The organism is Chryseobacterium sp. Bi04 (genome assembly GCF_918698085.1).
Classification (GTDB): domain Bacteria; phylum Bacteroidota; class Bacteroidia; order Flavobacteriales; family Weeksellaceae; genus Chryseobacterium.
The window spans coordinates 472,057-494,662 of record NZ_CAKKLP010000001.1 but is presented as its reverse complement, the minus strand read 5'-3'; the positions used below and the strand labels follow the sequence as shown (position 1 = coordinate 494,662).

General features: G+C 36.5%; 25 protein-coding genes. 16 read left to right on the top strand and 9 right to left on the bottom strand.

What is annotated here, in order from left to right; all coding sequences use genetic code 11:
• Nucleotides 1–98 precede the first annotated feature (98 nt).
• Together LQV47_RS02160 and LQV47_RS02155 are read right to left on the bottom strand one after the other, a co-directional pair.
• Nucleotides 99–752, bottom strand: coding sequence for a thioredoxin family protein (locus LQV47_RS02160; protein ID WP_230033316.1), 654 nt, complete (start codon nt 750–752; stop codon nt 99–101).
• Nucleotides 753–762: 10 nt separating this feature from the next.
• Complete coding sequence (locus LQV47_RS02155; RefSeq protein ID WP_230033314.1) at nt 763–1,251, bottom strand: TlpA disulfide reductase family protein; 489 nt, start codon at nt 1,249–1,251, stop codon at nt 763–765.
• Between the two features lie 150 nt (nt 1,252–1,401).
• On the opposite strand from LQV47_RS02155, the gene LQV47_RS02150 reads away from it, so the two are divergent.
• On the top strand, nt 1,402–2,247 hold the full coding sequence (locus LQV47_RS02150) for a hypothetical protein (protein ID WP_230033306.1): 846 nt from the start codon (nt 1,402–1,404) through the stop codon (nt 2,245–2,247).
• A gap of 113 nt (nt 2,248–2,360) precedes the next feature.
• Nucleotides 2,361–2,522 (top strand): hypothetical protein, encoded by a 162-nt coding sequence (locus LQV47_RS02145; protein WP_209800755.1) that lies wholly within the window; start codon nt 2,361–2,363, stop codon nt 2,520–2,522.
• A 241-nt stretch (nt 2,523–2,763) separates the two neighbouring features.
• Here the strand turns inward: LQV47_RS02145 and mutS are convergent, their stop codons facing one another.
• Nucleotides 2,764–5,352, bottom strand: coding sequence for a DNA mismatch repair protein MutS (mutS, locus tag LQV47_RS02140; protein WP_230033304.1), 2,589 nt, complete (start codon nt 5,350–5,352; stop codon nt 2,764–2,766).
• 123 nt (nt 5,353–5,475) lie between these two features.
• On the opposite strand from mutS, the gene LQV47_RS02135 reads away from it, so the two are divergent.
• Complete coding sequence (locus LQV47_RS02135; RefSeq protein WP_230033302.1) at nt 5,476–6,006, top strand: GNAT family protein; 531 nt, start codon at nt 5,476–5,478, stop codon at nt 6,004–6,006.
• A 207-nt stretch (nt 6,007–6,213) separates the two neighbouring features.
• Here the strand turns inward: LQV47_RS02135 and LQV47_RS02130 are convergent, their stop codons facing one another.
• Nucleotides 6,214–7,092 carry a cupin-like domain-containing protein gene (locus tag LQV47_RS02130; RefSeq protein WP_230033300.1) on the bottom strand — a complete coding sequence of 293 codons (879 nt, stop codon included), beginning with the start codon at nt 7,090–7,092 and terminating at the stop codon, nt 6,214–6,216.
• A gap of 428 nt (nt 7,093–7,520) precedes the next feature.
• Between LQV47_RS02130 and LQV47_RS02125 the strand changes: the two genes are divergently transcribed.
• A complete protein-coding gene (locus LQV47_RS02125) occupies nt 7,521–8,399 on the top strand; it encodes a bestrophin family ion channel (protein ID WP_230033298.1) in 879 nt (292 codons plus the stop codon).
• A gap of 12 nt (nt 8,400–8,411) precedes the next feature.
• On the opposite strand, the gene LQV47_RS02120 is transcribed toward LQV47_RS02125, so the two are convergent.
• Nucleotides 8,412–9,011 (bottom strand): hypothetical protein, encoded by a 600-nt coding sequence (locus tag LQV47_RS02120; protein ID WP_230033296.1) that lies wholly within the window; start codon nt 9,009–9,011, stop codon nt 8,412–8,414.
• Between the two features lie 55 nt (nt 9,012–9,066).
• On the opposite strand from LQV47_RS02120, the gene LQV47_RS02115 reads away from it, so the two are divergent.
• From LQV47_RS02115 to LQV47_RS02070, 10 genes are all read left to right on the top strand, one after another.
• Nucleotides 9,067–9,687, top strand: coding sequence for a toxin-antitoxin system YwqK family antitoxin (locus tag LQV47_RS02115; RefSeq protein ID WP_230033294.1), 621 nt, complete (start codon nt 9,067–9,069; stop codon nt 9,685–9,687).
• A gap of 5 nt (nt 9,688–9,692) precedes the next feature.
• Complete coding sequence (locus LQV47_RS02110; protein ID WP_230033292.1) at nt 9,693–10,223, top strand: RNA methyltransferase; 531 nt, start codon at nt 9,693–9,695, stop codon at nt 10,221–10,223.
• Nucleotides 10,224–10,410: 187 nt separating this feature from the next.
• Nucleotides 10,411–11,064, top strand: a complete 654-nt coding sequence (locus tag LQV47_RS02105) for a CBS domain-containing protein (protein WP_115919380.1) — start codon at nt 10,411–10,413, stop codon at nt 11,062–11,064.
• Nucleotide 11,065: 1 nt separating this feature from the next.
• A complete protein-coding gene (locus tag LQV47_RS02100; protein WP_230033290.1) occupies nt 11,066–11,932 on the top strand; it encodes an NAD kinase in 867 nt (288 codons plus the stop codon).
• A gap of 69 nt (nt 11,933–12,001) precedes the next feature.
• Entirely contained in the window at nt 12,002–13,072 is a 1,071-nt protein-coding gene (gene fbaA, locus LQV47_RS02095) for a class II fructose-bisphosphate aldolase (protein ID WP_209800764.1), read from the top strand.
• Nucleotides 13,073–13,168: 96 nt separating this feature from the next.
• Nucleotides 13,169–14,023, top strand: a complete 855-nt coding sequence (gene accD / locus LQV47_RS02090) for an acetyl-CoA carboxylase, carboxyltransferase subunit beta (protein ID WP_230033288.1) — start codon at nt 13,169–13,171, stop codon at nt 14,021–14,023.
• Between the two features lie 54 nt (nt 14,024–14,077).
• Nucleotides 14,078–14,587 (top strand): hypothetical protein, encoded by a 510-nt coding sequence (locus LQV47_RS02085; protein WP_230033286.1) that lies wholly within the window; start codon nt 14,078–14,080, stop codon nt 14,585–14,587.
• A gap of 339 nt (nt 14,588–14,926) precedes the next feature.
• Complete coding sequence (locus LQV47_RS02080; protein ID WP_230033284.1) at nt 14,927–16,330, top strand: spore maturation protein; 1,404 nt, start codon at nt 14,927–14,929, stop codon at nt 16,328–16,330.
• A gap of 48 nt (nt 16,331–16,378) precedes the next feature.
• Entirely contained in the window at nt 16,379–16,600 is a 222-nt protein-coding gene (locus tag LQV47_RS02075; RefSeq protein ID WP_230033282.1) for a four helix bundle protein, read from the top strand.
• A 231-nt stretch (nt 16,601–16,831) separates the two neighbouring features.
• Nucleotides 16,832–17,224: a hypothetical protein gene (locus tag LQV47_RS02070; protein WP_230033273.1), complete on the top strand. Its 393-nt coding sequence runs from the start codon at nt 16,832–16,834 to the stop codon at nt 17,222–17,224.
• Between the two features lie 15 nt (nt 17,225–17,239).
• Here LQV47_RS02070 and LQV47_RS02065 read toward each other — a convergent pair whose 3' ends face one another.
• The 4 genes from LQV47_RS02065 to LQV47_RS02050 all read right to left on the bottom strand — a co-directional run bounded on the left by LQV47_RS02065 (nt 17,240) and on the right by LQV47_RS02050 (nt 19,971).
• Nucleotides 17,240–18,124, bottom strand: coding sequence for a ferric siderophore ABC transporter substrate-binding protein (locus LQV47_RS02065; protein ID WP_230033271.1), 885 nt, complete (start codon nt 18,122–18,124; stop codon nt 17,240–17,242).
• Between the two features lie 16 nt (nt 18,125–18,140).
• A complete protein-coding gene (locus tag LQV47_RS02060; RefSeq protein WP_230033269.1) occupies nt 18,141–18,539 on the bottom strand; it encodes a biopolymer transporter ExbD in 399 nt (132 codons plus the stop codon).
• A gap of 90 nt (nt 18,540–18,629) precedes the next feature.
• On the bottom strand, nt 18,630–19,334 hold the full coding sequence (locus tag LQV47_RS02055) for a MotA/TolQ/ExbB proton channel family protein (protein ID WP_230033267.1): 705 nt from the start codon (nt 19,332–19,334) through the stop codon (nt 18,630–18,632).
• 175 nt (nt 19,335–19,509) lie between these two features.
• Nucleotides 19,510–19,971, bottom strand: coding sequence for a hypothetical protein (locus tag LQV47_RS02050; RefSeq protein WP_230033265.1), 462 nt, complete (start codon nt 19,969–19,971; stop codon nt 19,510–19,512).
• A gap of 168 nt (nt 19,972–20,139) precedes the next feature.
• On the opposite strand from LQV47_RS02050, the gene LQV47_RS02045 reads away from it, so the two are divergent.
• The gene (locus LQV47_RS02045) at nt 20,140–21,936 is read left to right on the top strand and encodes a DUF885 domain-containing protein (RefSeq protein ID WP_230033263.1); all 1,797 of its coding nucleotides are present in this window, start codon (nt 20,140–20,142) and stop codon (nt 21,934–21,936) included.
• A gap of 91 nt (nt 21,937–22,027) precedes the next feature.
• Nucleotides 22,028–22,474 (top strand): DinB family protein, encoded by a 447-nt coding sequence (locus LQV47_RS02040; RefSeq protein ID WP_230033261.1) that lies wholly within the window; start codon nt 22,028–22,030, stop codon nt 22,472–22,474.
• The last annotated feature ends 132 nt before the right edge of the window (nt 22,475–22,606 follow it).

The following is a 22,606-nucleotide window of genomic DNA, read 5'->3' as shown; positions in this document are numbered from 1 at the left end:
TGGATCATGTATACTGGATGCAGCCTTTATTATTATAAAATATAGGCCATAAAAAATCGGCATTCAATGAACACCGATCATAATTTTAGGCAAATATATTATTTCTTTACTTTGATCGTGCATCCGATAGCAACAGTTTTTGACATTTTCACCGGCTCTCCTTTGAGTAAAGCGTTGACAGCATCCTGAACATAATATTCAGATACATCATTCGGGTTATCATAATTATTGTCGATGGCACCAATATATTTTACAATATTTTTTCCATTTTCTCTCTGCAGTACAAAAACATGAGGTGTTTTTGTTGCTCCGTACTGAGGATAAATTTTCTGACCTTCATCCACTAAATAAGGAAAGGTAAACCCTTTCTGTTTGGCTCTTTCAATCATCTGCTGATAACCGTCTTCAGGCTGCACATTAGGATCATTGGGATTAATGGCAATTACCGGATACCCCTGATTTTTAAACTTTTTATCCAGTTCTACAATTCGGTCTTCATACTTCTTTGCATAGGGGCAATGGTTGCAGGTAAAAACTACAATGAAGCCTTTAGCACTTTTAAAATCACTTAACGAGACCATTTTGCCATCAATATTTTTCAGCTTAAAATCCGCGGCTTCGTCTCCTACTTCATACCCTTTTGAGTTTACTTTTTCATGCTGAGAGGAATGATTCTTATCATTCATTGTGGTGAAACTCAGCAGTCCCAAACCAATGGCGAATGTTGCTAATAAATTTTTTAAATTTCTCATATTCAATTATTTATTGTAGATTTTCTGTAATTATTTTTTCAAGCTCTTCTTTACCCATTTCTCCATCATTGAAATACACTTTTTCTCCATTTTTATAAAAAATAGTAACCGGAATATTTCCATCCCAGTTTTTTTCAAATTTCGGAATCCAGGTATTCATTCTTTTAATATCATCAAGCAAAACAACCTCGGCTGTGATGTTTTTAGTTTTAATAAATTTTAAAACCCTTTCTTTATCTACCAACCTGTCTAATGAAACCAGAATCATTTTAAATTTCGGATTACCGGCATACTGATTATTCACTTCCATAAAATGAGGCAGCTCTTTTACACAGGGAGCACAGGTAGTTGCCCAAAAATTAACAATAAGAAACCGGGAATCCTCCTGATGAATGCGTTTTTCAAGCTCTTCATATTTCATTACTTTCACTTCCGTTTGCTGGGCCTTGAAAATTGAAACAAATAGAAACAAAGTTATTATTGTTATTAAATTTTTCATATCCAAATGTAATAAAATATTATAAATCAGTCTTCTGCTCAGCCTACACATATTTAATTCTCTATTTTTTATTTTACACACAAATTGATGTTTTATTTTTACGATCAGATTCTTTTTTTTGATATTTTTACACTCATTAAATAAAAGATAATGAAAAAAACTTATTTACTTCTGCCAATTTTCTTTTTGGCTTCATGCTCCAGCAGTGATGATGATATTGAAGCAGTGCTCAATAACGGCAATAATAACAATAACAATAATAATACCCCTGTTCTGGTCACCAAGATGGTAGCAGATGGAGATGTATCTACCTATACCTATAACGGAACCAAATTATCTGAATCTAAAAACCTCACGGACGGAACTGTTACAACCTTTTTCTATACAGGAGATCTGATTACGAAGTCTGTTACCTCTGGATCCAATTCTACCTATACTACGACTTACACTTATGATGGCAGCAGCAGATTAAGTAAAAAAGCAACGGTACATACAGCTACTAACCTTTCATCCACTACAGAAATCATATATACTTATCCATCACCCAATAATGTAAAAATGGTGGTTACTTTATCTACAGGTGGATCCAGTGTGACAAAAGCATATACCAGAAATGCAATATTAAATGCAGATGGTTCAATTAAAAACTGGACAGAAACTGTGACAAGCCCACTCCCATCAGGGGGATTTGATACAGGAAATGGCATCTTACAACCTATCGTTTATGATACAAAAAATGCTCCTTTCAAAAATGTAACAGGGTATTTGAAACTGATGGATCAGGAAGATGAAAACGGATCAGCCCATAATGTCACAGACTACAAAAATGTGATCCAATATTCTATTTCTACAGGAACCGAATGGACCATATTCAGCTCCATTTACGTTTACAATGCAAGTGGCTATCCTATAAAAGATACCCGGAAATATTATGATAAGACGGGCAGCTCTGTTACCAATACAGAAGTCACCACTTATGAATACAATCATTTATAATACAGGAGAGCTTAGGCTCTCTTTTTTATTGCAAAGAATAGCTATTTTACTCACAATCAGTAGAATTAATTGATAAAATTTGTATATTAGCATACAACCAAATTAAAATTATCATGAAAAAATCAACCCTTCAAAAAAGAAAACTTTCAAAAAAAGAAATGAAAGAAATCAGTGGAGCAAGACCACACTGCCCATTGGTATTGAGCTGTTTTGACCCGAATACAGGACAGGAAATGTCTGGAGTGTACGGCATTCAGGACGGACCTTGCTGTTAATTATCTCAGCGTAAACAAGAACATGTAAACCTATAACTTTAATCCAAATCATTATGAAAAGTTCAGACATTCAAAAGAGAAAACTCACGAAGAATGAGTTGAAAGAAATCAATGGTGGTGCCGCTGCTTGTGCAGAAGGCCTATGTAAACTTAGAGGAGTAAGCCATTTTTTAATTATTGGCCCTAGAGGTGCAGATGGATACTGCTGCTAACGACAATAAAATTTAAAAAAATGATTGGATTACCCTCCAATCATTTTTTTTATAGAATTCAGTTTCATTAAAGCTTCAATAGGTGTCAGTGTATTGATATCTATTTTCGTCAGTTCTTCACGGATATTCTCCAAAACAGGATCATCCAGCTGGAAGAAAGAAAGCTGCATATTTTCTTCTGTTACCCTTTTAATATTCTCAGATGTTCCTCCGCCCTGAGTTCTGCTTGCTTCAAGGGTTTTCAGTATTTCATTGGCTCTGTTGACTACTTTTGCAGGCATTCCCGCCAGCTTTGCAACGTGGATACCAAAACTATGCTCACTTCCACCCGGAATCAGTTTTCTTAAGAAAATAATATTTCCTTTATTTTCCTGAATAGAAACGTGGAAATTTTTCACCCTTTCAAAATTCACGGTCATTTCATTCAGCTCATGATAATGGGTTGCAAATAAGGTTTTAGCCTGTGTAGGATGCTGATGAAGATATTCTGCTATAGCCCAGGCAATAGAAACCCCATCATAAGTAGATGTTCCGCGTCCGATCTCATCCAAAAGAATAAGGCTTCGTTCGGAAATATTGTTCAGGATATTAGCCGCTTCATTCATTTCTACCATGAAAGTGGATTCACCCGCAGAAATATTATCTGTAGCCCCTACCCTGGTAAAAATTTTATCCAACAGCCCGATTTCAGCATGTTTCGCAGGAACAAAGCTTCCGATCTGTGCCAAAAGACATACAATGGCCGTCTGACGTAATATTGCCGATTTACCGGCCATGTTAGGCCCTGTAACCATAATGATCTGCTGTGAATCTTTGTCTAAGAAAATATCATTCGGAATATATTTTTCTCCTAAAGGAAGTGCATTTTCAATAATCGGATGCCTAGCTTCCTGCAGGTCAATAGCATATCCGTCATTCAAAACAGGTTTTGTATAACTTTCAGAAACAGCCAGTTCCGACAACCCGGAAGCTACATCAAGCTGAGCAATGATATTGGAATTCTCCTGAATCTGGTCAATATAAACCATTGTTTCAGCACAAACATTTCTGTAAAGCTCATTCTCCAGGACACTTATTTTCTCTTCAGCACCCAGAATCTGGCTTTCATATTCTTTTAATTCTTCCGTAATATACCGCTCCGCATTCACAAGGGTTTGTTTTCTTAACCAGTCATTGGGAACTTTATCTTTATGGGTATTTCTGACTTCAATATAATATCCGAAAACATTGTTAAAATCAATTTTAAGACTTGTAATTCCTGTTCTTTCTATTTCCCGCTGGCACATTTCATCAAGGAATCCACGGCCTTTGTTTTGAAGACCTCTCAATCTGTCAAGCTCTTCAGAAACATCATTTTTAATGACATTTCCTTTGGCTATGCTTACCGGAAGTTCTTCATTAAGATTATTCTGTAAAAACTTAATCAGCTCTTCCAGGTCATACAGAGGTTCCAGCCAGGCCAATACATCGGCATGTGGATGCAGGAGCCCTTTTATTGTATGAATATTGATTAAACTTTGACGAAGGTAGCCCAGCTCTTTCGGAGAGATTTTTTCAGCCGCCAGCTTTCCCATTAACCTGTCCAGGTCAGAAATTGATTTTAATAGCTGGCAGATCTCATATTTCAACCCGTCATTTTCATTTAAGAAATCTATCAGGGAAAGTCTTCTCATAATCTCATCCACAGATTTTAAAGGAAGGATAATTCTCCTTCTCAACAGCCTCCCTCCCATGGGAGTAGACGTTTTATCTATAATATTCAACAGTGATTTCCCCTGTGGATTGCTTGGATACACAATCTCCAGATTCCTTAAGGTAAAATTATCCATCATCAGATAATCTTCCTGAGGAATAACCTGAAGTTTGGTAATATGAGCAAGCAGGTTATGATGGGTATCTTCTACCAGATAGGCAAAAATAGCCCCTGCTGCAGTAATGGCTAAAGGCAGGTTTTCTACCCCAAACCCCTTTAAAGAAGACGTTTTAAAATGGTTCGTCAATTTCTCATAGGCAAAATTATATTGGAAAGCCCAGTCTTCAAGTTTAAAAGCATTTTTATTTTTAAACTGTTCCGGAATCTGGACACTCCTCTGGTATATAATTTCACTGGGATCAAAGGTACTGACGATATGTAAAAGCTTCTCGAGATTCCCTTCACTCACCAAAAATTCTCCTGTAGAAATATCTACCAGCGCAATTCCATATTTCTCTTTCTCTTTGTGTAAAGAAAGCAGGAAATTGTTCTTTTTTGAATTTAATACCTGGTCATTGAATGTCACTCCGGGAGTAACCAGTTCCGTTACCCCTCTTTTTACAATTCCTTTTACCATTTTCGGATCTTCCAGCTGGTCACAAATTGCCACTCTCATCCCTGCTCTTACCAGTTTGGGTAAATAAGAGTCTACGGAATGATGGGGAAATCCCGCCAATTCTATGCTTCCGTCCCCGTTGGCTCTTTTTGTAAGGACAATTCCCAGAATCTGAGAGGTTTTCACGGCATCCTGCCCAAAAGTTTCATAAAAATCCCCTACTCTGAAAAGTAAAAGTGCATCAGGGTATTTAGCCTTGATGGTATTATATTGAGTCATTAACGGAGTTTCCTTCTTCAATTTTGCCATAGTAAAAAATGAGCCCCAAATTTAAAGAAATAAATCCATGGTTACAGAATTGTTTATCGGTTAATCTCTGATATACTTTTCCCTATCAGGAATTAATTGTATTTTCACCTTAAAATACAGTCTATGGAATTTCCTGTGTTAGAAACTGAAAGACTTCTGCTGCGCCAACTTACCCCTGAAGACTCAAAAGACCTTTTTGAGTATTTTTCTTTGGAGGAAGTAATGAAATATTATGATCTGGAAGCATTCAAAACAGAAGAAGATGCGGTAAACATTATCCGGCACTTTAACAGTGAATTTGAAAAAGGAAAGGGATTCCGATGGGCGCTGGAACTGAAATCTGAAAATAAGGTAATAGGCACCTGTGGCTATCACAACTGGTATCCGGAACATTTCAGAGCAGAGATTGGCTATGAACTGAATCCCATATTCTGGAGACAATCCTATATGAAGGAAGCTATTCTTCCTATTTTAACATTCGGGTTGGAGAGTATGCAATTACACCGTGTAGATGCTTTTATCGATCCGGAGAATATCTCTTCCGAAAAACTTTTATCTTCCTTAAACTTTAATGAAGAAGGTACTTTAAAAGACTATTTCTTTGAAAAAGGAAAATTCGTGGATGCGAAACTTTTTGGACTGATCAATAAATAACCAGAATTTAAAGTAAAAGATAAGATAAAACGCAAGGATCACAAAGAAACTAATTTTCAGCATTTTTTTCGTCAGCAAAGGCGTTACACTTATCAAAGTATTATAATGGTTTAGCTGAGTGTAACGCCTTTGCGAACCCTTATAAAATTAATATATTAGAATCTTGCGAGCTTAGCGTTAAAACCAAACATTCTAAACTTCGATAGGTTACTTTTCAGTTTTCAAATGTTTTTCCAAGGCTTCAGAGCTTTTTTTATACGCCCATTTTTGTTTATAATTTACCCAATCAGCCTTAAAAAGTTTACGCATAAGTTTATCGGTATATCTCATAATGAAAACATGGTACAGCATATTGGCAAAAACCTTTGGCTTATTGGGAAGTGCCCTCAGGGATAATGAAAAGCCAGGCTCCAGATATCTGTTGAAATGCCAGAATGCTCCCGGAATAAAAAGGGCATCACCATGTTCCATGAAAATTTCATATCCTTCCGCATATTTCAATGCCGGAAATTTTTCATAATCCGGATTCTCATAGTCCAGATCATAGATAGTATGAACAGATAACGGCACTTTATATAAAAAGGCAGACTGCTTCTGATCAAATAATAAAATCCTCTTCTTCCCTTCAAAATGAATATGCATAAAGTCTCCCAGGTCCACATCATAATGCATTAAAACATGTGCCTCACTTCCTCCAAAAAAAAGCGTAGGAAGTCTTTTAAAAAACTTTATCCCCAAATCCGGATATGTAAAATTCTTAAGCAGTTCCGGAAGCCTGTCTGTAATGATATAAAAAAAAATGCGAAGATCTGAAGGCTTAGTTTTTATGGTATCAATATAATCCTTCATTTTCATCTTTGTTACCGGAGCATCTGAATTTTTAGCAGCATCAGCCGGTTTATTATCATATAACGGAACTTCCTGCTCACCGGCTTTTCTACGGATATAGTCCAGATTCCACTGATCAAAAGCTTCCCATCGGCTGGCAAAATTTTTAATCAGAAGAGGTTTTTGTTTTTTAAAATAATTCTTTTGAAAATCTTCTTTACTGATATCATTGACTACATCTACGTTTTCGAGGATCATTATTTTGATATTTTGTGCGAAATAAAAATAGTGATTTTTTGAAACCTGCGGAAACGTTATAGAAAGTAAAGATGACAAATAACAAAGAGACAGAAGATTAGAGACACTATTTATCCATTACATAAGCCTGCCAGAAAAAGGATAGAATGAATTACAATCGTTTATTTTAATACATATAGTAACACCGAAATTATTCCTCCAAAAATAATAACAGCACAGCCCTGAGGACTTCCAGAGCCTTTTTTTCTGCCAAAAGTATTTACATAATGCCCACTCACCCATGTTCCATTTTTTTTGAAATGCCCTTTTCTATAATAGCCCATTTTATTTTTTTAACAAAATAAAGAGCTTTATCAGAATATATTTTACGGTTTCCCGTACGTGAACACTAATTGAAAAAAAATTATATTTGTAGTATACGCGAATTTATGAGAGCATATAATACCAAACATTTCCTTAAAATACTTTTCAGCTTACACAAAAGTGACACTTTAAAAATACTTTTCCCAAGCATGATTCTTATAGGATTATATTCCTGGGGGATTCAATATTTAGAAGTGGAATATTTTCACCTGACTTCAAAATCAGGGATCAGTAATGTAGGAATGATCCACTCCTTACTGGGGTTTGTGCTATCGCTCTTATTGGTTTTTAGGACCAATACCGCGTATGACAGATGGTGGGAAGGAAGAAAATTATGGGGAAAGCTGGTGAATGATTCCAGAAATTTTGCGGTAAAAATAAATACAATTCTGGGTGACAGCCGTCAGGATGCTGAGCAGATCGCAAGATATTTAAAATTTTTCCCTCACTTTTTGGCAAAACATCTTTCCAAAGAATCTACAAGGCTGGTTTTGGATGAGGATTATTCTGAGATTGAACAATCATTAAAAAACCATGGGCCAAGCGAAATTGTTATCCTTTTAAGCCATAAACTGAATCAATTAAAAAAAGAAGGTAAAGTTTCAGAGATTGAAATGGTTTATCTGGATACTCAGCTATCTGGCTTTTTGGATGTATGCGGAGGCTGCGAAAGAATTAAAAATACTCCTATCCCTTATTCATATTCCTCTTTTATTAAGAAATTTATTATTCTGTATGTCTTTGCCCTTCCCATTGCGTATGTCATTACTATCGGGCTGTTTATGATTCCCCTTACGGTCTTTGTATATTATGTCCTGATGAGTTTAGAGCTTATTGCAGAAGAAATTGAAGATCCTTTTAATAATGATGAAAATGACATTCCTATGGAGATGCTGGCACAGAATATTGAAAAAAATGTTCATCAGATTATGGGTAGAAAATAAGAAATCAACCTTTTAAAGGCTGATTTCTTTAAGTTCACCGTCTGCTTTAATTTCAACAAACTTACTTTCCCGGTTAGCCGCAGAATATCCGTAGAAAAATGTATTGTATATAGGAGTAGAATACATATAGCCTCCCATACCATTGTAAGTATCTGTTGTGCCTGTTTGTTTCTGATAATTTGCCGTTGCCGTAAAATTGATAATTGTTTCAAGATAATACTTTCCTGGCTTCAGTTTTTCAAACTTAAATCTACCCCGGTCATCTGTTAATGCTTCTACTCTGTATTTAAAAGCATCTTCGGACATATAAACGGTAGTTTTTTTATTTTCATACTTCTTTCTCATATTATAAAACTCCTCAAAATAAGGGGTTACCGGAAAAAGCATAACCACCGTTCCTTGTCTGGCATAATGCTTTTCTCCCAATAGGGGCTTAATGCCAAACGTCGTTTTTTGCTTTGTAGAAGCTACTCCTTCAATGGTAGAATTTCCAAATGCCAACATATCTCTGGCAAGTTTTTTATCAAAAAAAGCTTGGGGATAATACGTATTCTGAGCGTGCAAATAAATAAAGCCCAGCATCAATATGAATAAAGTAAGTAATTTTTTCATAGTATATTTTTGAACCAAATATAAGTATTTTAGTATTTTTGAAATAAAAATAGCTATGAAATACTTTTTTATATTACTTTTCTCCGCATCTGCTGCTCTTTCAGCTCAGAAACCCTGCGGCTATAAAGACGGATTACAGGAAGGAAGCTGTAAAGAATTTTACGAAAATGGACAGGTAAAAAATGTGGTAGAATGGAAAAAGGGAAAGATAGATGGTGACGCTGTTTATTACCACGACAATGGTAAAGTAAAGGCCAAGGGAGAAAATAAAAAAGGATATAAATATAAAACCTGGGAGTATTACGACAAAAATGGCATTCTTACCTCTAAAGAATATTACAGAAACGGCGAAAAAAATATCTATGATGATAGTTCTACCGCTACATTCTACTTTCCCAATGGGAAAATAAATGAGGTTTCCAATTATAAATTCGGGAAACTGGATGGGGCGAGCACCCTTTATCACGAAGACGGAAAAACGATAAAACAGGTGGGGCAACATGAAAAAGGACTGGCTGAAGGGAAATGGAAAACGTATTATCCCTCCGGAAAACTAGAACGGGAAACGGAATTAGTCAATGATAAACGCAATGGCAACAGAATTTATTACCGGGAAGACGGAAGCATTGAAAAAACAGAGGTCTACAGAGACGGAAAATTAATCTCAACAAAATAATACAATTGGTACAGAAACTAAAGCTGGAAGAGCTTAACAGAATAGATGTTGAAACATTTAAAAAAGTAGAAAAGATTCCATTGGTTATCATTTTAGATAATCTCAGAAGCATGCATAATGTAGGAGCAACCTTCAGAACAGCAGATGCTTTTCTGATTGAAAAAATAATTCTTTGTGGAATCACTCCTCAGCCACCCCATCGTGAGATCCATAAAGCGGCATTAGGAGCTACAGAAAGTGTAGACTGGGCACATGAAAAGGATATTAATATCACTATTGCTGATTTGAAAAGCAGAGATTACGAAATTATAGGGATTGAACAGACTACCAACAGTCAGATCATTACAGACTTTACCATTGACCGGTCAAAAAAATACGCCCTTATTTTAGGAAATGAAGTAGAAGGAATAAGTGATGAGGCATTACCCAATATTGATGTTTTTCTGGAAATTCCACAGCTTGGTACAAAACACTCTCTTAATGTAAGTGTATGTGGGGGAATTGTCATGTGGGAATTTGCAAAAGCCCTAAAATAAAAAAACTGCATATGTCATTAATAGACAGTGCAGTTTGAAATAAATCTAATAAAAAGTAAAAATGAAAGGCGACAAAGGTACTTTTTTTTTCGGCACGAACAAATTTTGAGGTCATTTTTTTTGACTGATCACAAAAAAAGTCGCGTTTTCAGAAAAAGATTCATTTAATTTTTTATAAATTAGCACAATGTTTATCAAGGACTATATCTCAAAAGACTTTCCGTGTTTTAGCTTATCTGACTCAATAGAGTCAGCAAGGAATATGTTGGAAGACTTTGGATATTCCCATATTTTCATTAAAAAATCCCACCATTTTTATGGGGCCATCGCCAAAGACTTCCTTTATGAGGAAGATGGAGGCACGCTGAAGGATCTTGAACACCAGCTTGAGCGGTTTGCCATTCTGGAAGACAGCAATGTTATGGATAGCATCCGGCTGTTTTATACATTCAGCTCTAATGTGATCCCTGTAATCAATAAGAATGAAAAATATTTAGGGTATATTACCTGTGAAGATGTTTTTCAGGACCTTTCCCGATATCCGTTATTTTCAGAAACCGGAGCTATTCTTACCATAGAAACTCCTGCCAGAAAATATTCAATGACCGAGATCGCCAATATTATTGAAAGCAATAACTCAAAATTTTATGGCGGATTTATAAGCTTTATGTCTGATGAGGTCATTCACATCACCATAAAGATCAGTAATGAAAACCTGGCCTCGATAGATTCTACTTTTGACCGGTATGATTACAGAATTGTTGAGAAATATTATTCTGATGAGAAATCCGATCTGTTTAAAGACCGATTTGGTTTTTTTCAAAAATTTATAGAAATATAACATGAAGGCAGCTATATATTCTCAGAAAAAAGATCTTGATACTTTTTTATACTTAAGCAAGTTTATCTCTGAGCTTGAAAGCAGAGGTGTAAAATCCGTTCTGTATGATGAAATGGCTGAAGCGCTTCAATTTTCGAAAATTTTCGAAACTTTTAACAATAAGCAGGATCTTGTGGATAAAGAAGTGGATCTTTTCTTCACTTTTGGTGGAGACGGAACCATTGTTAATTCTTTAACCTTTATCGAAGATCTTGAGATCCCTGTCGTAGGAGTCAATACCGGAAGACTGGGATTTTTAGCTTTTTTCACCAAAGAAGAAGCATTCAAAGAATTAGATTCTATCTTAAAAGGAGATGTAAAAACAAGCCGCCGTTCTGTGATAGAAGTGGTTTCTCCAAAGCTGAAAGACTCTTTCCCTTATGCACTCAATGACGTTACCGTTTCCAGAAAGGAAACAACATCAATGATTACTGTAGATTCATTCATCAATAATGAATTTCTGAATGTATTTTGGGGAGATGGCGTGATTATTTCAACACCCACCGGCTCTACTGCCTATTCATTAAGCTGCGGAGGCCCTATAATCTCTCCCAATAATGAAAACTTTGTCATTACCCCAATTGCTCCTCACAACCTGAATGTGAGACCCTTAGTAGTGAATGATAAAGTGGAAATAAAATTCAAAGTGGAAAGCCGTGTACCACAGTATTCTCTTTCCTTAGATTCCAGGTTGATACACATTGAAACAGATAAGGAAATCATCATCAGGAAGGCAAGTTTTCAGCTTCTTCTGGTACAGCCGAATAATTTAAGTTTCTACGAAACCATTCGCCAGAAGCTACTTTGGGGAAGAGACAAAAGAAATTAGTCATTTCCTAAAAATGATTACCTTTACAGGAATAAAAACACCTAATAAATTTATAATAAAAAGTAAAACATGAGCAGAATTTTTCCGGCAGGAGTTGCCACAGGTCAGTTAGTTACTGATATTTTTCAGTATGCTAAAGAAAACAAATTTGCATTACCTGCAGTCAATGTAATTGGATCAAGCAACGTAAACGCTACTATGGAAACAGCAGCAAAATTAAATGCTCCTGTAATTATCCAGTTTTCAAATGGCGGAGCTGCTTTCAATGCAGGAAAAGGATTAAGTAATGACGGACAAAAGTCTGCCATCTTAGGAGCTATCGCAGGAGCAAAACATATCCATACGCTGGCAGAAGCTTACGGAGCAACGGTAATTTTACACACAGACCACTGTGCTAAGAAATTACTTCCTTGGATCGACGGATTAATGGATGCTAACGAAGAATTCTTCAAGCAGACAGGAAAATCTCTTTACTCTTCTCACATGCTGGACCTTTCTGAAGAATCTTTGGAAGAAAATCTTCACATCTCAGCTGAATATTTCGAAAGAATGGCTAAACTTAAAATGACGCTTGAAGTAGAAATAGGAGTTACAGGAGGAGAAGAAGACGGTGTTGACAATTCAGACGTTGATAATTCTAAATTATATACTCAACCGGAAGATGTAGCCTATACGTATGAAAAACTAAAAGCTATTTCTGACAACTTTACTATTGCAGCTGCATTTGGTAATGTACACGGAGTTTACAAGCCAGGAAACGTAGTTCTTACTCCAAAAATCCTTGACAATTCTCAGAAATATGTTCAGGAAAAGTTCGGAACTGCTGCCAAGCCGATCAACTTTGTATTCCACGGAGGCTCAGGATCTACCTTAGAAGAAATCAGAGAAGCTATCGACTATGGAGTCATCAAAATGAATATCGATACTGACCTTCAGTTTGCATATACAGAAGGAGTAAGAGATTATATGGTAAACAATATTGATTATTTAAGAGCTCAAATCGGAAACCCTGAAGGAGAGGAAAAACCTAACAAAAAATTCTACGACCCAAGAGTTTGGGTAAGAAAAGGTGAGGATACATTCTCTACAAGATTGGTGAAAGCATTTGAAGATTTAAATAACGTAAATACTTTAAAATAAATTTGTAAAAAGTAAAATGTATAAAGTACAGGGTAATCATAACACTCTGTTTTTATACATTTTGCATGATACATCGTACATTAATACAAATAAAAAATGGCATTCGACTGGTTTAAAAGAAAAGCAAAAAACATTACCACTTCTACTGATGAAAAAAAGGATGTTCCAAAAGGCCTTTGGCATCAGACTCCATCTGGAAAAGTTGTGGAACACGATGAACTAAAGAGAAATAACTATGTTTCTCCTGAAGACGGATTTCATGTGAGAATAGGAAGTGCAGAATTTTTTGACATCCTTTTTGACGGAGGTAAATTTACCGAACTGGATGCTAATGTTGAAAGTATTGATATCTTAAACTTCAAAGATACAAAGCCGTATAAAGACCGTTTAAAAGAAGTAAAAGCTAAAACAAAACTTACAGATTCCATCAGAAATGCTGTAGGTACTGTAAAAGGAACTGAAATGGTGGTTTCTTGTATGGATTTTGCTTTCATAGGAGGATCTTTAGGTTCTGTAATGGGTGAAAAAATCAGAAGAGCAGTAGATTACTGTATTCAGCACAAACTTCCTTATATGATCATCTGTCAGTCTGGAGGAGCAAGAATGCAGGAAGCTACTTATTCTTTGATGCAGCTGGCTAAGGTTCAGGCTAAACTAGCTCAGCTTTCAGAAGCGGGGCTTTTATATATCGCCTACCTTTGTGATCCTACTTTTGGTGGAATTACAGCTTCTTTCGCTATGACGGCTGATATCATCATGGCTGAACCGGGAGCTCTTATCGGGTTTGCGGGACCAAGAGTTATCCGTGAAACGATCGGAAGAGATTTACCGGAAGGATTCCAGACATCAGAATTCTTACAGGAAAAAGGATTTGTAGACTTTATTGTAAAAAGAACTGAAATTCAGGATACTGTAGCTAAAACAGTTAATTTTTTAGCGGTAAAAGCATAGTATCTTTAATCTAAACAATACAATCTCTCTCTAATTGGGGAGAGATTTTTATTTATGAGGACTTTTAAAATAATTTTTGATACCATCCGGAGTATGAGCTTTAAAAAGATTATGCGTCTTTTATCGCTTGTTCTCCCCCATCCTCTTTTTGCCATATTAAGCTTTCATGCTACCGTTCAGGCTTTCGCCATTGCACAGAAGAAATTCCCTGAAACAGCCTCTAATAATGGCATAGGAAATGCCTTCAGGCATGCATTATGGTCTTGTTTCATCACCTCATACTGCTGTAAGGTTTCTTCCCCTAAAAAAGCACTGGATTTTTGCAAAAGAATGACGGATATGCATGAAGAACTGTTTCCCAATAAACCTTTGGAAACCAAAATGGACCTTCATAATAACAAAATCGGAATGGATTATTTCATGGAGCTCCTGCCTGGTATTCACCGTCAGTTCTTTGAAAAAAGTTTCTTCATTGATGGGTTGGTAAAAAAAATGGACGATGCCAAAGTACTGAAAAATCTGGATGATGATTTTGAAGGTCATCTGGTTTATCTTGAAGAGTAATATTTTTTGTTTTAAACGCAGAGAATACGCAAAGGGATGATAAATCCTTATGCATATTTTCGGTCGCAAAGGCACTTCGCTCAGCAAGGATCTCTAACTTATGAACTCTGCTAAGTGCTAACTCCGCTGCGATCGTAATTTTTACTTCCCAATAAAATCTTGGCGAACATAGCGTTAAAATAAATCAGCATACAAAAGGTGGAAATCAAAGATTTTTAAAGATTAAGGACTTTTCTCAGCTGCATGATATTTATTTTACAGAAACTAAAGTGTTTAATTCTTTTATCCCCTTTGTGGTTTAAAGTATTTTTGATAAGTTTAAACAATTAATTAAATCGGATGGTTCTCAGCAGAATTTGGTCGGCTTTTATTATCATCGCCATAGCCATTGCAAGTATAAAATACATTTCATCAAGTCACTACAAAACCATTTTCAATGATATGGTGGTAGGGAAAGGTGGAGATACAGTTCAAATTGCATCACAGCAGATGAGCGCCCTCACTCCCATTGTCAGAGACAGCCTGATGAAGAAAAATGATTTTGCAGACAGCAGAATTCACTATAAGACAGACTCTTTAACGCAGAATGTAAAGGTTTACCGTATTCAGGAAGCTGATGGTGTCATTGGAACTTCGGAAACAGCCGTAAAAATATGTATTGGCCTTATTGGTATCATGACCCTTTTCATGGGGTTCATGAGCATTGCTGAAAAAGCAGGAGGAATTAATCTTCTGAGCCGTTTCATTCAACCTTTTTTCTCAAAGCTCTTTCCCGATATTCCTAAAAATCATCCCGCTTTCGGACATATGCTGATGAATTTCAGTGCCAATCTTTTGGGACTTGATAATGCGGCAACGCCTTTTGGGTTAAAAGCCATGGAAAGTTTGCAAAGCTTAAATCCCAATAAAGATACTGCCAGCAACTCTCAGATCATGTTTCTCTGCCTTCATGCCGGAGGAATGACCCTGATTCCCGTATCCATTATCGCTATCAGGGCATCAATGGGCTCAAAAACACCTACTGATATCTTTCTTCCCTGTATGATTGCTACTTTTGCAGCAACATTGGCCGCCATGATTATCGTTTCTTTATATCAGAAGATCAATCTGCTTCGGCCGGTAGTTATTGCCTATGTAGGAGGAATTTCTGCAGTGATTGCTTTACTGGTAGTTTATCTCGTACAGCTAAGCAAGGATGAACTGGACGATTTCAGCAAAGTATTGAGCAACGGACTGATTCTCTTTATATTCCTGGCTATTGTACTGGGTGCCGTTTATAAGAAAATCAATGTTTTTGATGCTTTTATTGAAGGAGCAAAAGAAGGTTTTACCACCTGTGTAAAGATTATCCCTTATTTAGTGGGAATGTTAATTGCCATCTCGTTATTAAGAACTTCCGGTGTTTTTGATGTAATCATCGACGGAATGAAATGGGTTGCCAACGTTGCCAGCCTTGATCCCCGATTTGTTGATGGACTTCCAACAGCACTCATCAAACCTCTATCCGGTTCCGGAGCAAGAGGAATGATGGTGGATACCATGAGTACTTTTGGACCCGACAGCTTCCAGGGACAGCTTGCTGCCGTTCTGCAGGGAAGCTCTGATACCACATTCTACGTAATCGCCGTTTATTTTGGCGCCGTAGCGGTAAAGAACACGAGATACACGGTAATTGCCATGCTTCTCGCCGATCTTGTGGGTATTATTACGTCTATTGCTCTAGCTTATTTGTTTTTTGCATAACCAGTTGATAGTTGCCAGGTATTAGTTTTAACTGTTAAAAAGTTATTAATGAGCTACGAAAAACTTGATATTTATAATATTGCTTTTGAGTTGTTTATTGAAACACACCAGCTTTCTCTTATATTACCAAAATATGAGATATATGAGCTGGGCAGCCAGCTAAGACGGCCCGCAGATTCTGTTGTGACCAATATTGCTGAAGGATATGGAAGAAATAATTACAAAGGAGACTTTATCAAGATTTCTTACCTACTCTCAAGCCAGCTGTGATGAAACAGTATGCCATCTATCAAAAATAATAAGGCTTTACCCGGAATTAAGTACAGGCTTTAAAGAAAAAGCCGAGCAATACAAACTCTTAGGAGGAAAAATTAACAACTTTATAAAATACGTCCGGCTAAGCTGGCGAACATAACTACATAATCAGCAACTAGCAACTAGCAACTAGCAACTAGCAACTAGCAACTAGCAACTAGCAACTAGCAACAAAAATAACCCATTATGATTACAGATAAAGAATTTACCCTAAGACTCATCCGTCAATTGACCCAGGCACTGGAAAAGCTTATTTTAGATAAACCGGAAGAAAGTTTAATGCAGAAAGAACTGGATTTTGATACACTCATGCGAGATATTTTTAAGGTGAGTTTTACCGAAATCTCTTCAAAGACTAAAGAAGAGCTGATAGAAATAGTCAATGAAAGACAGGAAAGGGACCATAAAGATTATTACGAAATGCTGGGTAATCTTTTCTATTTCACAGGAAAACAAGGTCAAAACAATGACTTTCTGGATAAAGCAAAAACATTTTATGAGCTGTATCTTCAGACCAGTGGAATTTTTGCTCTTCCTGTCATCAACAGAATTAATGAAATAAAAAAAGCACTTGAATAAAGTGCTTTTTGTATGTTAGAATGTTATTTTATACGTTCCGGTTGAAGATGTGCTGGCTTTTTCGGCCTTTACATACTTCTTAACCCATGTAACGGATGTTGAAGATACACAAGGATCTGAGACCCCTCCTACTCTTCTTGCAGAAACTACATTTCCTGCTTTATCTACGGTATAAGCAATGGTAATAGACCCACTTGCAGTACAGCTATGAGCAGGCTGAGCTCCTCCTCTACCCATTGTTCCGGGAATATAACCAACAAGCTTTCTGTCTATTCCGACCTTACTGTCTCCATTTCCGTCTCCGCCTAAAGGATCTCCGGCGTTTCCAATGCCTTCACCAGTTCCTTGGCTTCCTGCTTTTGTACCTCTTCCTTTGATCAGGTTTCCGATAGCGGCATTCCCCTTTCCATCCCCATTTCCTGTTTTGGAATTTGCAGTAGCTGCCCCTGCTTTCTTAGTATTTTTAGAGGCATTGGTGCTGGTAGTTTCTTTTTTATTTGCTTTTTTTGACTCCTCCTTTTTGGGAACTGTTGTTTTCGAGTTATTTCCTGTGATCACCCTTTCCTTAACTTCAGCTTTTTTGGGCTCAGGCGCAGGTTCTGGCTTTACTACAGTTTTTGTTTCAGGAACGGGGGTTTCTGCCGGCTCGGGAGTAACTTCCTCCGTAGCAGCAGCTAAGCTGCCCGGTTGGTCAGCCGGTTCTTCGATTCCTTTTCCGTTTCTATTGTCACCGAAATTAACAAGCATGGTTGTGATAACCTCGGGATCTTTATCCAGTTCGGGTTTTAATTTATATAAAAAAACAAAAAGCAAAACGGCGGACCAAATAAGGACAGTAAGCAAAGCACTCTTTACCCTGTCTTTATTTTCTTCGTTTTTGTTTGCAGTATAGCTTCTCATCTTCAATGATTCTTACTTATTTATCTTTAACGGTTGCAATAGCAATATTAAGCTTGTTTTTTTCAGCAATTTCCATCACAAAAACCACATCCTTATGCAGTGTATTTTCATCAGCTCTGATGGTAAAAGACTTATTGGTCTGATTAGCTAGCTTATTAACAATAATCTGCTCCAGATCACCTTTATTTACCGGATTATCATCTACAAAAAATGAACCATCAGGTTTAATGCTTACCGTCAAAGGATTAGGAATATTATCCTCAGTAGCTCCGGCTTTTGGAAGATTCACCTCTATGGCACTTTGGTTGGCGGCAGAGGATGTTATCATAAAGAAGATCAGCATCAACAGGATAACATCTGTCATCGCTGCTAAACTGAATTCCGGATTCGCTTTATTTCTTCTTTGAATTTTCATCTGTTTCTTCTAATAGGTTAATGGTCAGATGGAATCGCTCACTTAATGATTTCCTGAAAGGTTTTTTGGCAGCGATTTCATAAGAAAGATTTATAAAGGTTTGTTGATAAGATCTAAAAATTCACCAGACATATTCTGAGCTTTCAATACAAACTTGTCAATTCTTGTTAAAAGAATATTGTAACAAAAATTAGCAGGAATAGCAACTGCCAAACCTACAGCTGTCTGTCCTAAAGCGGTATAAATACCTTCTGAAAGTGTTTTAGGAGAGAAAGATCCCGTTGCATGTGATAAATTAAAGAATGCAATAATCATCCCGATCACCGTTCCCAAAAGCCCTAACATAGGAGCAATACTTGGAACCACAGCCAAAAGATTAAGGTTTTTCTCCATATTGGCCACTTCTACCTGAGCCTGAGCCTCCATTGCGCTTACAATATCAGAAACAGGACGGCCCAATCTTGAAATTCCTTTTTCTAAAATTCTTCCCTCCGGAGAGTTTTGCGTTTTGCAATAATCTGCAGCCGCTTCAATCTTTCCTGCTTTCACAAAGTCTTCAATATTATTCATGAAATTGGAATCTGTTTTTGATGTTAATCTTTTAATAAAGAAAAACCTCTCAAAAAACAGGTATAAAGAAAACACTCCCAACAGCAGTACAATTGCCATCACTATTTTAGCGAAAGCTCCTCCGTGGAACATGATCTTCCAAAATGAAAATTCTAAATTGTCTGTAGCAACTGCAGGTGTAGCAATTTGCGCAAATAAAATCTGAGTAAGTTCCGTTAACAGCATTAATGTGAATTTTTTTATAAAAGTTTTAACGACAAATGTAGTGGAATATTATGAAATGATATCTTAAAAATTGCTTAAAAACAACTTAAAGTTTGTTATCAGATATAAACAGCAAATTTCTTTCCAAAAGAAATTTTGAAAAGAAATTTGATATAAAAATTGAGAGTAGCGATGTTTAGTCTTCGTCTACCACAATATCATCCTGGCTGAATTCGCACTTTAGTCTGAAAGGAATCGGCGTATCTGATCCTGTGTAGAAATCATCAATAGTTCCTTTCCAGATAACCTGAAGCACGTCCTCTTCATTTTTCTCAAATAGAAGCTCATTATCATAGATGTAGGCATCTTCATCATCGAATAGGTCTACTTCTGTGTAAGTTTCCTCATCAGAATCACTGATTGTAATCGTTTTGCCTTCTAATTCCGCTGATTCAATAGGAAAATCGAAAACTTCGAGTGAAAGCTGCGGAAAGTTGTACTGTAATGAATCATCATCTACATGATCCAAACCGTCATCCGTTATAATTTCAACCTCTAAAAAATGTTGCTGGTTGCTGTAGACTGGTTTACAATAAGTATTTCGGATATTGTACTTTAATGTTTCGTCCGGATGGTAAATTTTTAAAATCCCTTTCATTTTTTCTTAAAAAAAGAACTGTAATAATATGATTGTTAAATGCTTTAGACAAAGATAAAAAATTGATTGAAAGTTAAAAGGATTTTGAAAATAATTTTTTAATTCAAGTTTAATGATGAGTCTGAATCACCCAATAATACTTACTTTTGTTTCATAAAGATTCTGAAAATGAAAAATGTTTTATCAAAAAGTATTTTGGGATTGGGATTGATGATAAGCCTTGCTTCCTGCAGGAAGTCTGATTCTCCCCTTACCAAAGTTACTCCTACCAATCTGGATTCTATTGCCTCCAATTATTATGAACAGTATCTTAAACTTTACCCTTTAGACGCTACAGCACAGGGAGATACAAGATACAATGACCAGCTTCCCATTACTATTGATAAAGATTTTATTTCAGGAGAAGTTGCTTTCTATAATTCGGTACAAAAACAACTGGACAATGTAGATTATAAAAGCCTTTCCGATGAAGATAAAGTCGTTTATGATGTACTGGATTATACCTTAAAGGATAAAATAGAGGCTTATGCCTATCATCCGGAATATATTCCTTTTACTCAGTTTGGAGGTCTTCCTTTAAATTTTCCGCTGTATGGAAGCGGACAGGGAAGCCAACCTTTTAAAACGGAAAAAGATTACAGCGACTGGCTAAAAAGAATGGAAAAATTCCCGGCATGGATGGATGCCGCCGCAGACAACTTCCATGAAGGGATAAACAATAAAATCGTTCTCCCTAAAAAACTGGTTGCCAAAATGATACCCCAAATGACCTTTCAGGAAATTATCACTCCTGATATGGAAAAAAACATTTTCTACGGACCTATTAAAAACTTCCCGAAAAGTTTCACCCAGGCTCAGAAAGATAAATTTTCAGAACTTTATAAAGAGGCCATTACCAAAAAAATTATTCCTGCCTATACTAAAATGGGTAATTTCCTAGAAAAGGAATACCTTCCAAAAGCAAGAGATAATGATGGCTACAACAGCCTTCCCAATGGAAACGAAATTTACGGCTATTATGTAAAAAGCTGGACTACCACCAAAAAATCACCGGAAGAGATCAACAAAATCGGACAGCAGCAGGTAGCCATGCTTCGTGCCGAAATGGAAAAGGTAAAAAAACAGGTAGGCTTCACCGGAACACTGGAAGAATTTATCAATTTTGTTAAAACAGACTCAAAAGCAATGCCTTATAAAACCTCTAAAGAAGTTTTACAAGGCTTTAACAGCATTTTAGCAAAGATTACCCCGAAGCTTAAGACGATGTTTAACGTTACCCCGAAAACAAAATTTGAAATCAGGCAAACGGAAAAATTCAGAGAAGCCAGTGCCAGTGCTGAATATATTCCCGGAACTCCGGATGGCAAAAGGGCAGGGATTTTTTATGTTCCTCTTCCGGATCCCTCACAATTTAATGTCACTTCGGGAATGGAGTCCCTTTTCCTTCATGAAGCGATCCCCGGGCATCATTATCAGGTTTCTCTTCAACAGGAGAACACAAACCTTCCCAAGTTCATGAGATTCGGATGGTTTGGAGCCTATGGAGAAGGCTGGGCACATTATTGTGAAACCCTGGGACCTGAATTCGGATTATATACAGATCCTTATCAGAAAATGGGATATCTGAGTGATCAGATGCTGAGAGCGGTAAGACTGGTAGTTGATACGGGCATCCATACCGGAAAAATGACCAGAGAAGAAGCCATTAAATACTTCTTAAGTAATATTTCTTATGATGAAGGATCTGCCACTGCAGAAGTGGAAAGATATATGGCTATGCCTGGTCAGGCTCTTGGATATAAAATAGGCTCATTAAGAATCCGTGAATTAAGAGAAAAATACCAAAAAGAACTTGGAAATAAATTTAACCTGGCCAGCTTCCATGATGAAGTACTAAGCCAGGGATGCCTTCCACTGGAGGTTCTGAACAGAAAAATGGAGCTTTGGGCTAAAAAACAAAAATAGATTCTCTATCTAAATACACTAAAAGGTGCTGAATTAAACAGCACCTTTTTTCATTCAGGAAATTTCAATAATTTTAAAAATAAAATAAGATATGTTTATAGAAAGTCTGAGATCTCTTTACAATAGAGATTTAAATAAATTAAAAGCAGAAATTGAAGCTTATCAAAATGAGGAAAATCTATGGAAGACTGATAAAAACATTGCCAATTGCGGAGGCAATCTTTGTCTTCATCTGGTGGGAAACCTTAACAGTTTCATTGGAGCAGAGCTTGGAAAGACCGGATATGTAAGACAACGCGACCTCGAATTTTCTTTGAAAAACATTCCAAAAGCTGAGCTTATTGCAAAAGTTGAAGCTACTGTGATAATGGCTGATTCCGTATTAGGCCAACTATCTGATGATGATTTGAAAAAAGAATATCCTCTTGAACCTTTAGGATATAAAATGACCACAGATTATTTTTTGATCCACCTGATTACCCATTTGGATTATCATTTGGGGCAAATTAACTATCATAGAAGACTGCTGGATATTTAAGTTTTACTAATTGATAATTCGTAAAAGTCTGATGCCCAAATTAAACATATGAAATAAGAGGCGTCCGAAAACATATCCTAAAATAGTTTATGATTATTGGAAAAATTTGTTTTCGAAAACCCTTTCTTTGCA

Excerpts from the sequence above, each read along its gene's own strand:
- LQV47_RS02115 (WP_230033294.1), top strand. The coding sequence starts at position 9,067 with ATGAAATACTTTTTTATATTACTTTTCTCCGCATCTGCTGCTCTTTCA.
- LQV47_RS02055 (WP_230033267.1), bottom strand. The coding sequence starts at position 19,334 with ATGCTGTTAACGGAACTTACTCAGATTTTATTTGCGCAAATTGCTACA.
- LQV47_RS02130 (WP_230033300.1), bottom strand. The coding sequence starts at position 7,092 with ATGATCCTCGAAAACGTAGATGTAGTCAATGATATCAGTAAAGAAGAT.
- accD (WP_230033288.1), top strand. The coding sequence starts at position 13,169 with ATGGCATTCGACTGGTTTAAAAGAAAAGCAAAAAACATTACCACTTCT.
- LQV47_RS02065 (WP_230033271.1), bottom strand. The coding sequence starts at position 18,124 with ATGAGAAGCTATACTGCAAACAAAAACGAAGAAAATAAAGACAGGGTA.
- mutS (WP_230033304.1), bottom strand. The coding sequence starts at position 5,352 with ATGGCAAAATTGAAGAAGGAAACTCCGTTAATGACTCAATATAATACC.
- LQV47_RS02085 (WP_230033286.1), top strand. The coding sequence starts at position 14,078 with ATGAGGACTTTTAAAATAATTTTTGATACCATCCGGAGTATGAGCTTT.
- LQV47_RS02075 (WP_230033282.1), top strand. The coding sequence starts at position 16,379 with ATGAGCTACGAAAAACTTGATATTTATAATATTGCTTTTGAGTTGTTT.
- LQV47_RS02060 (WP_230033269.1), bottom strand. The coding sequence starts at position 18,539 with ATGAAAATTCAAAGAAGAAATAAAGCGAATCCGGAATTCAGTTTAGCA.
- LQV47_RS02155 (WP_230033314.1), bottom strand. The coding sequence starts at position 1,251 with ATGAAAAATTTAATAACAATAATAACTTTGTTTCTATTTGTTTCAATT.
- LQV47_RS02050 (WP_230033265.1), bottom strand. The coding sequence starts at position 19,971 with ATGAAAGGGATTTTAAAAATTTACCATCCGGACGAAACATTAAAGTAC.
- fbaA (WP_209800764.1), top strand. The coding sequence starts at position 12,002 with ATGAGCAGAATTTTTCCGGCAGGAGTTGCCACAGGTCAGTTAGTTACT.
- LQV47_RS02125 (WP_230033298.1), top strand. The coding sequence starts at position 7,521 with ATGAGAGCATATAATACCAAACATTTCCTTAAAATACTTTTCAGCTTA.
- LQV47_RS02120 (WP_230033296.1), bottom strand. The coding sequence starts at position 9,011 with ATGAAAAAATTACTTACTTTATTCATATTGATGCTGGGCTTTATTTAT.
- LQV47_RS02135 (WP_230033302.1), top strand. The coding sequence starts at position 5,476 with ATGGAATTTCCTGTGTTAGAAACTGAAAGACTTCTGCTGCGCCAACTT.
- LQV47_RS02105 (WP_115919380.1), top strand. The coding sequence starts at position 10,411 with ATGTTTATCAAGGACTATATCTCAAAAGACTTTCCGTGTTTTAGCTTA.
- LQV47_RS02100 (WP_230033290.1), top strand. The coding sequence starts at position 11,066 with ATGAAGGCAGCTATATATTCTCAGAAAAAAGATCTTGATACTTTTTTA.
- LQV47_RS02070 (WP_230033273.1), top strand. The coding sequence starts at position 16,832 with ATGATTACAGATAAAGAATTTACCCTAAGACTCATCCGTCAATTGACC.
- LQV47_RS02145 (WP_209800755.1), top strand. The coding sequence starts at position 2,361 with ATGAAAAAATCAACCCTTCAAAAAAGAAAACTTTCAAAAAAAGAAATG.
- LQV47_RS02150 (WP_230033306.1), top strand. The coding sequence starts at position 1,402 with ATGAAAAAAACTTATTTACTTCTGCCAATTTTCTTTTTGGCTTCATGC.
- LQV47_RS02080 (WP_230033284.1), top strand. The coding sequence starts at position 14,927 with ATGGTTCTCAGCAGAATTTGGTCGGCTTTTATTATCATCGCCATAGCC.
- LQV47_RS02045 (WP_230033263.1), top strand. The coding sequence starts at position 20,140 with ATGAAAAATGTTTTATCAAAAAGTATTTTGGGATTGGGATTGATGATA.
- LQV47_RS02040 (WP_230033261.1), top strand. The coding sequence starts at position 22,028 with ATGTTTATAGAAAGTCTGAGATCTCTTTACAATAGAGATTTAAATAAA.
- LQV47_RS02160 (WP_230033316.1), bottom strand. The coding sequence starts at position 752 with ATGAGAAATTTAAAAAATTTATTAGCAACATTCGCCATTGGTTTGGGA.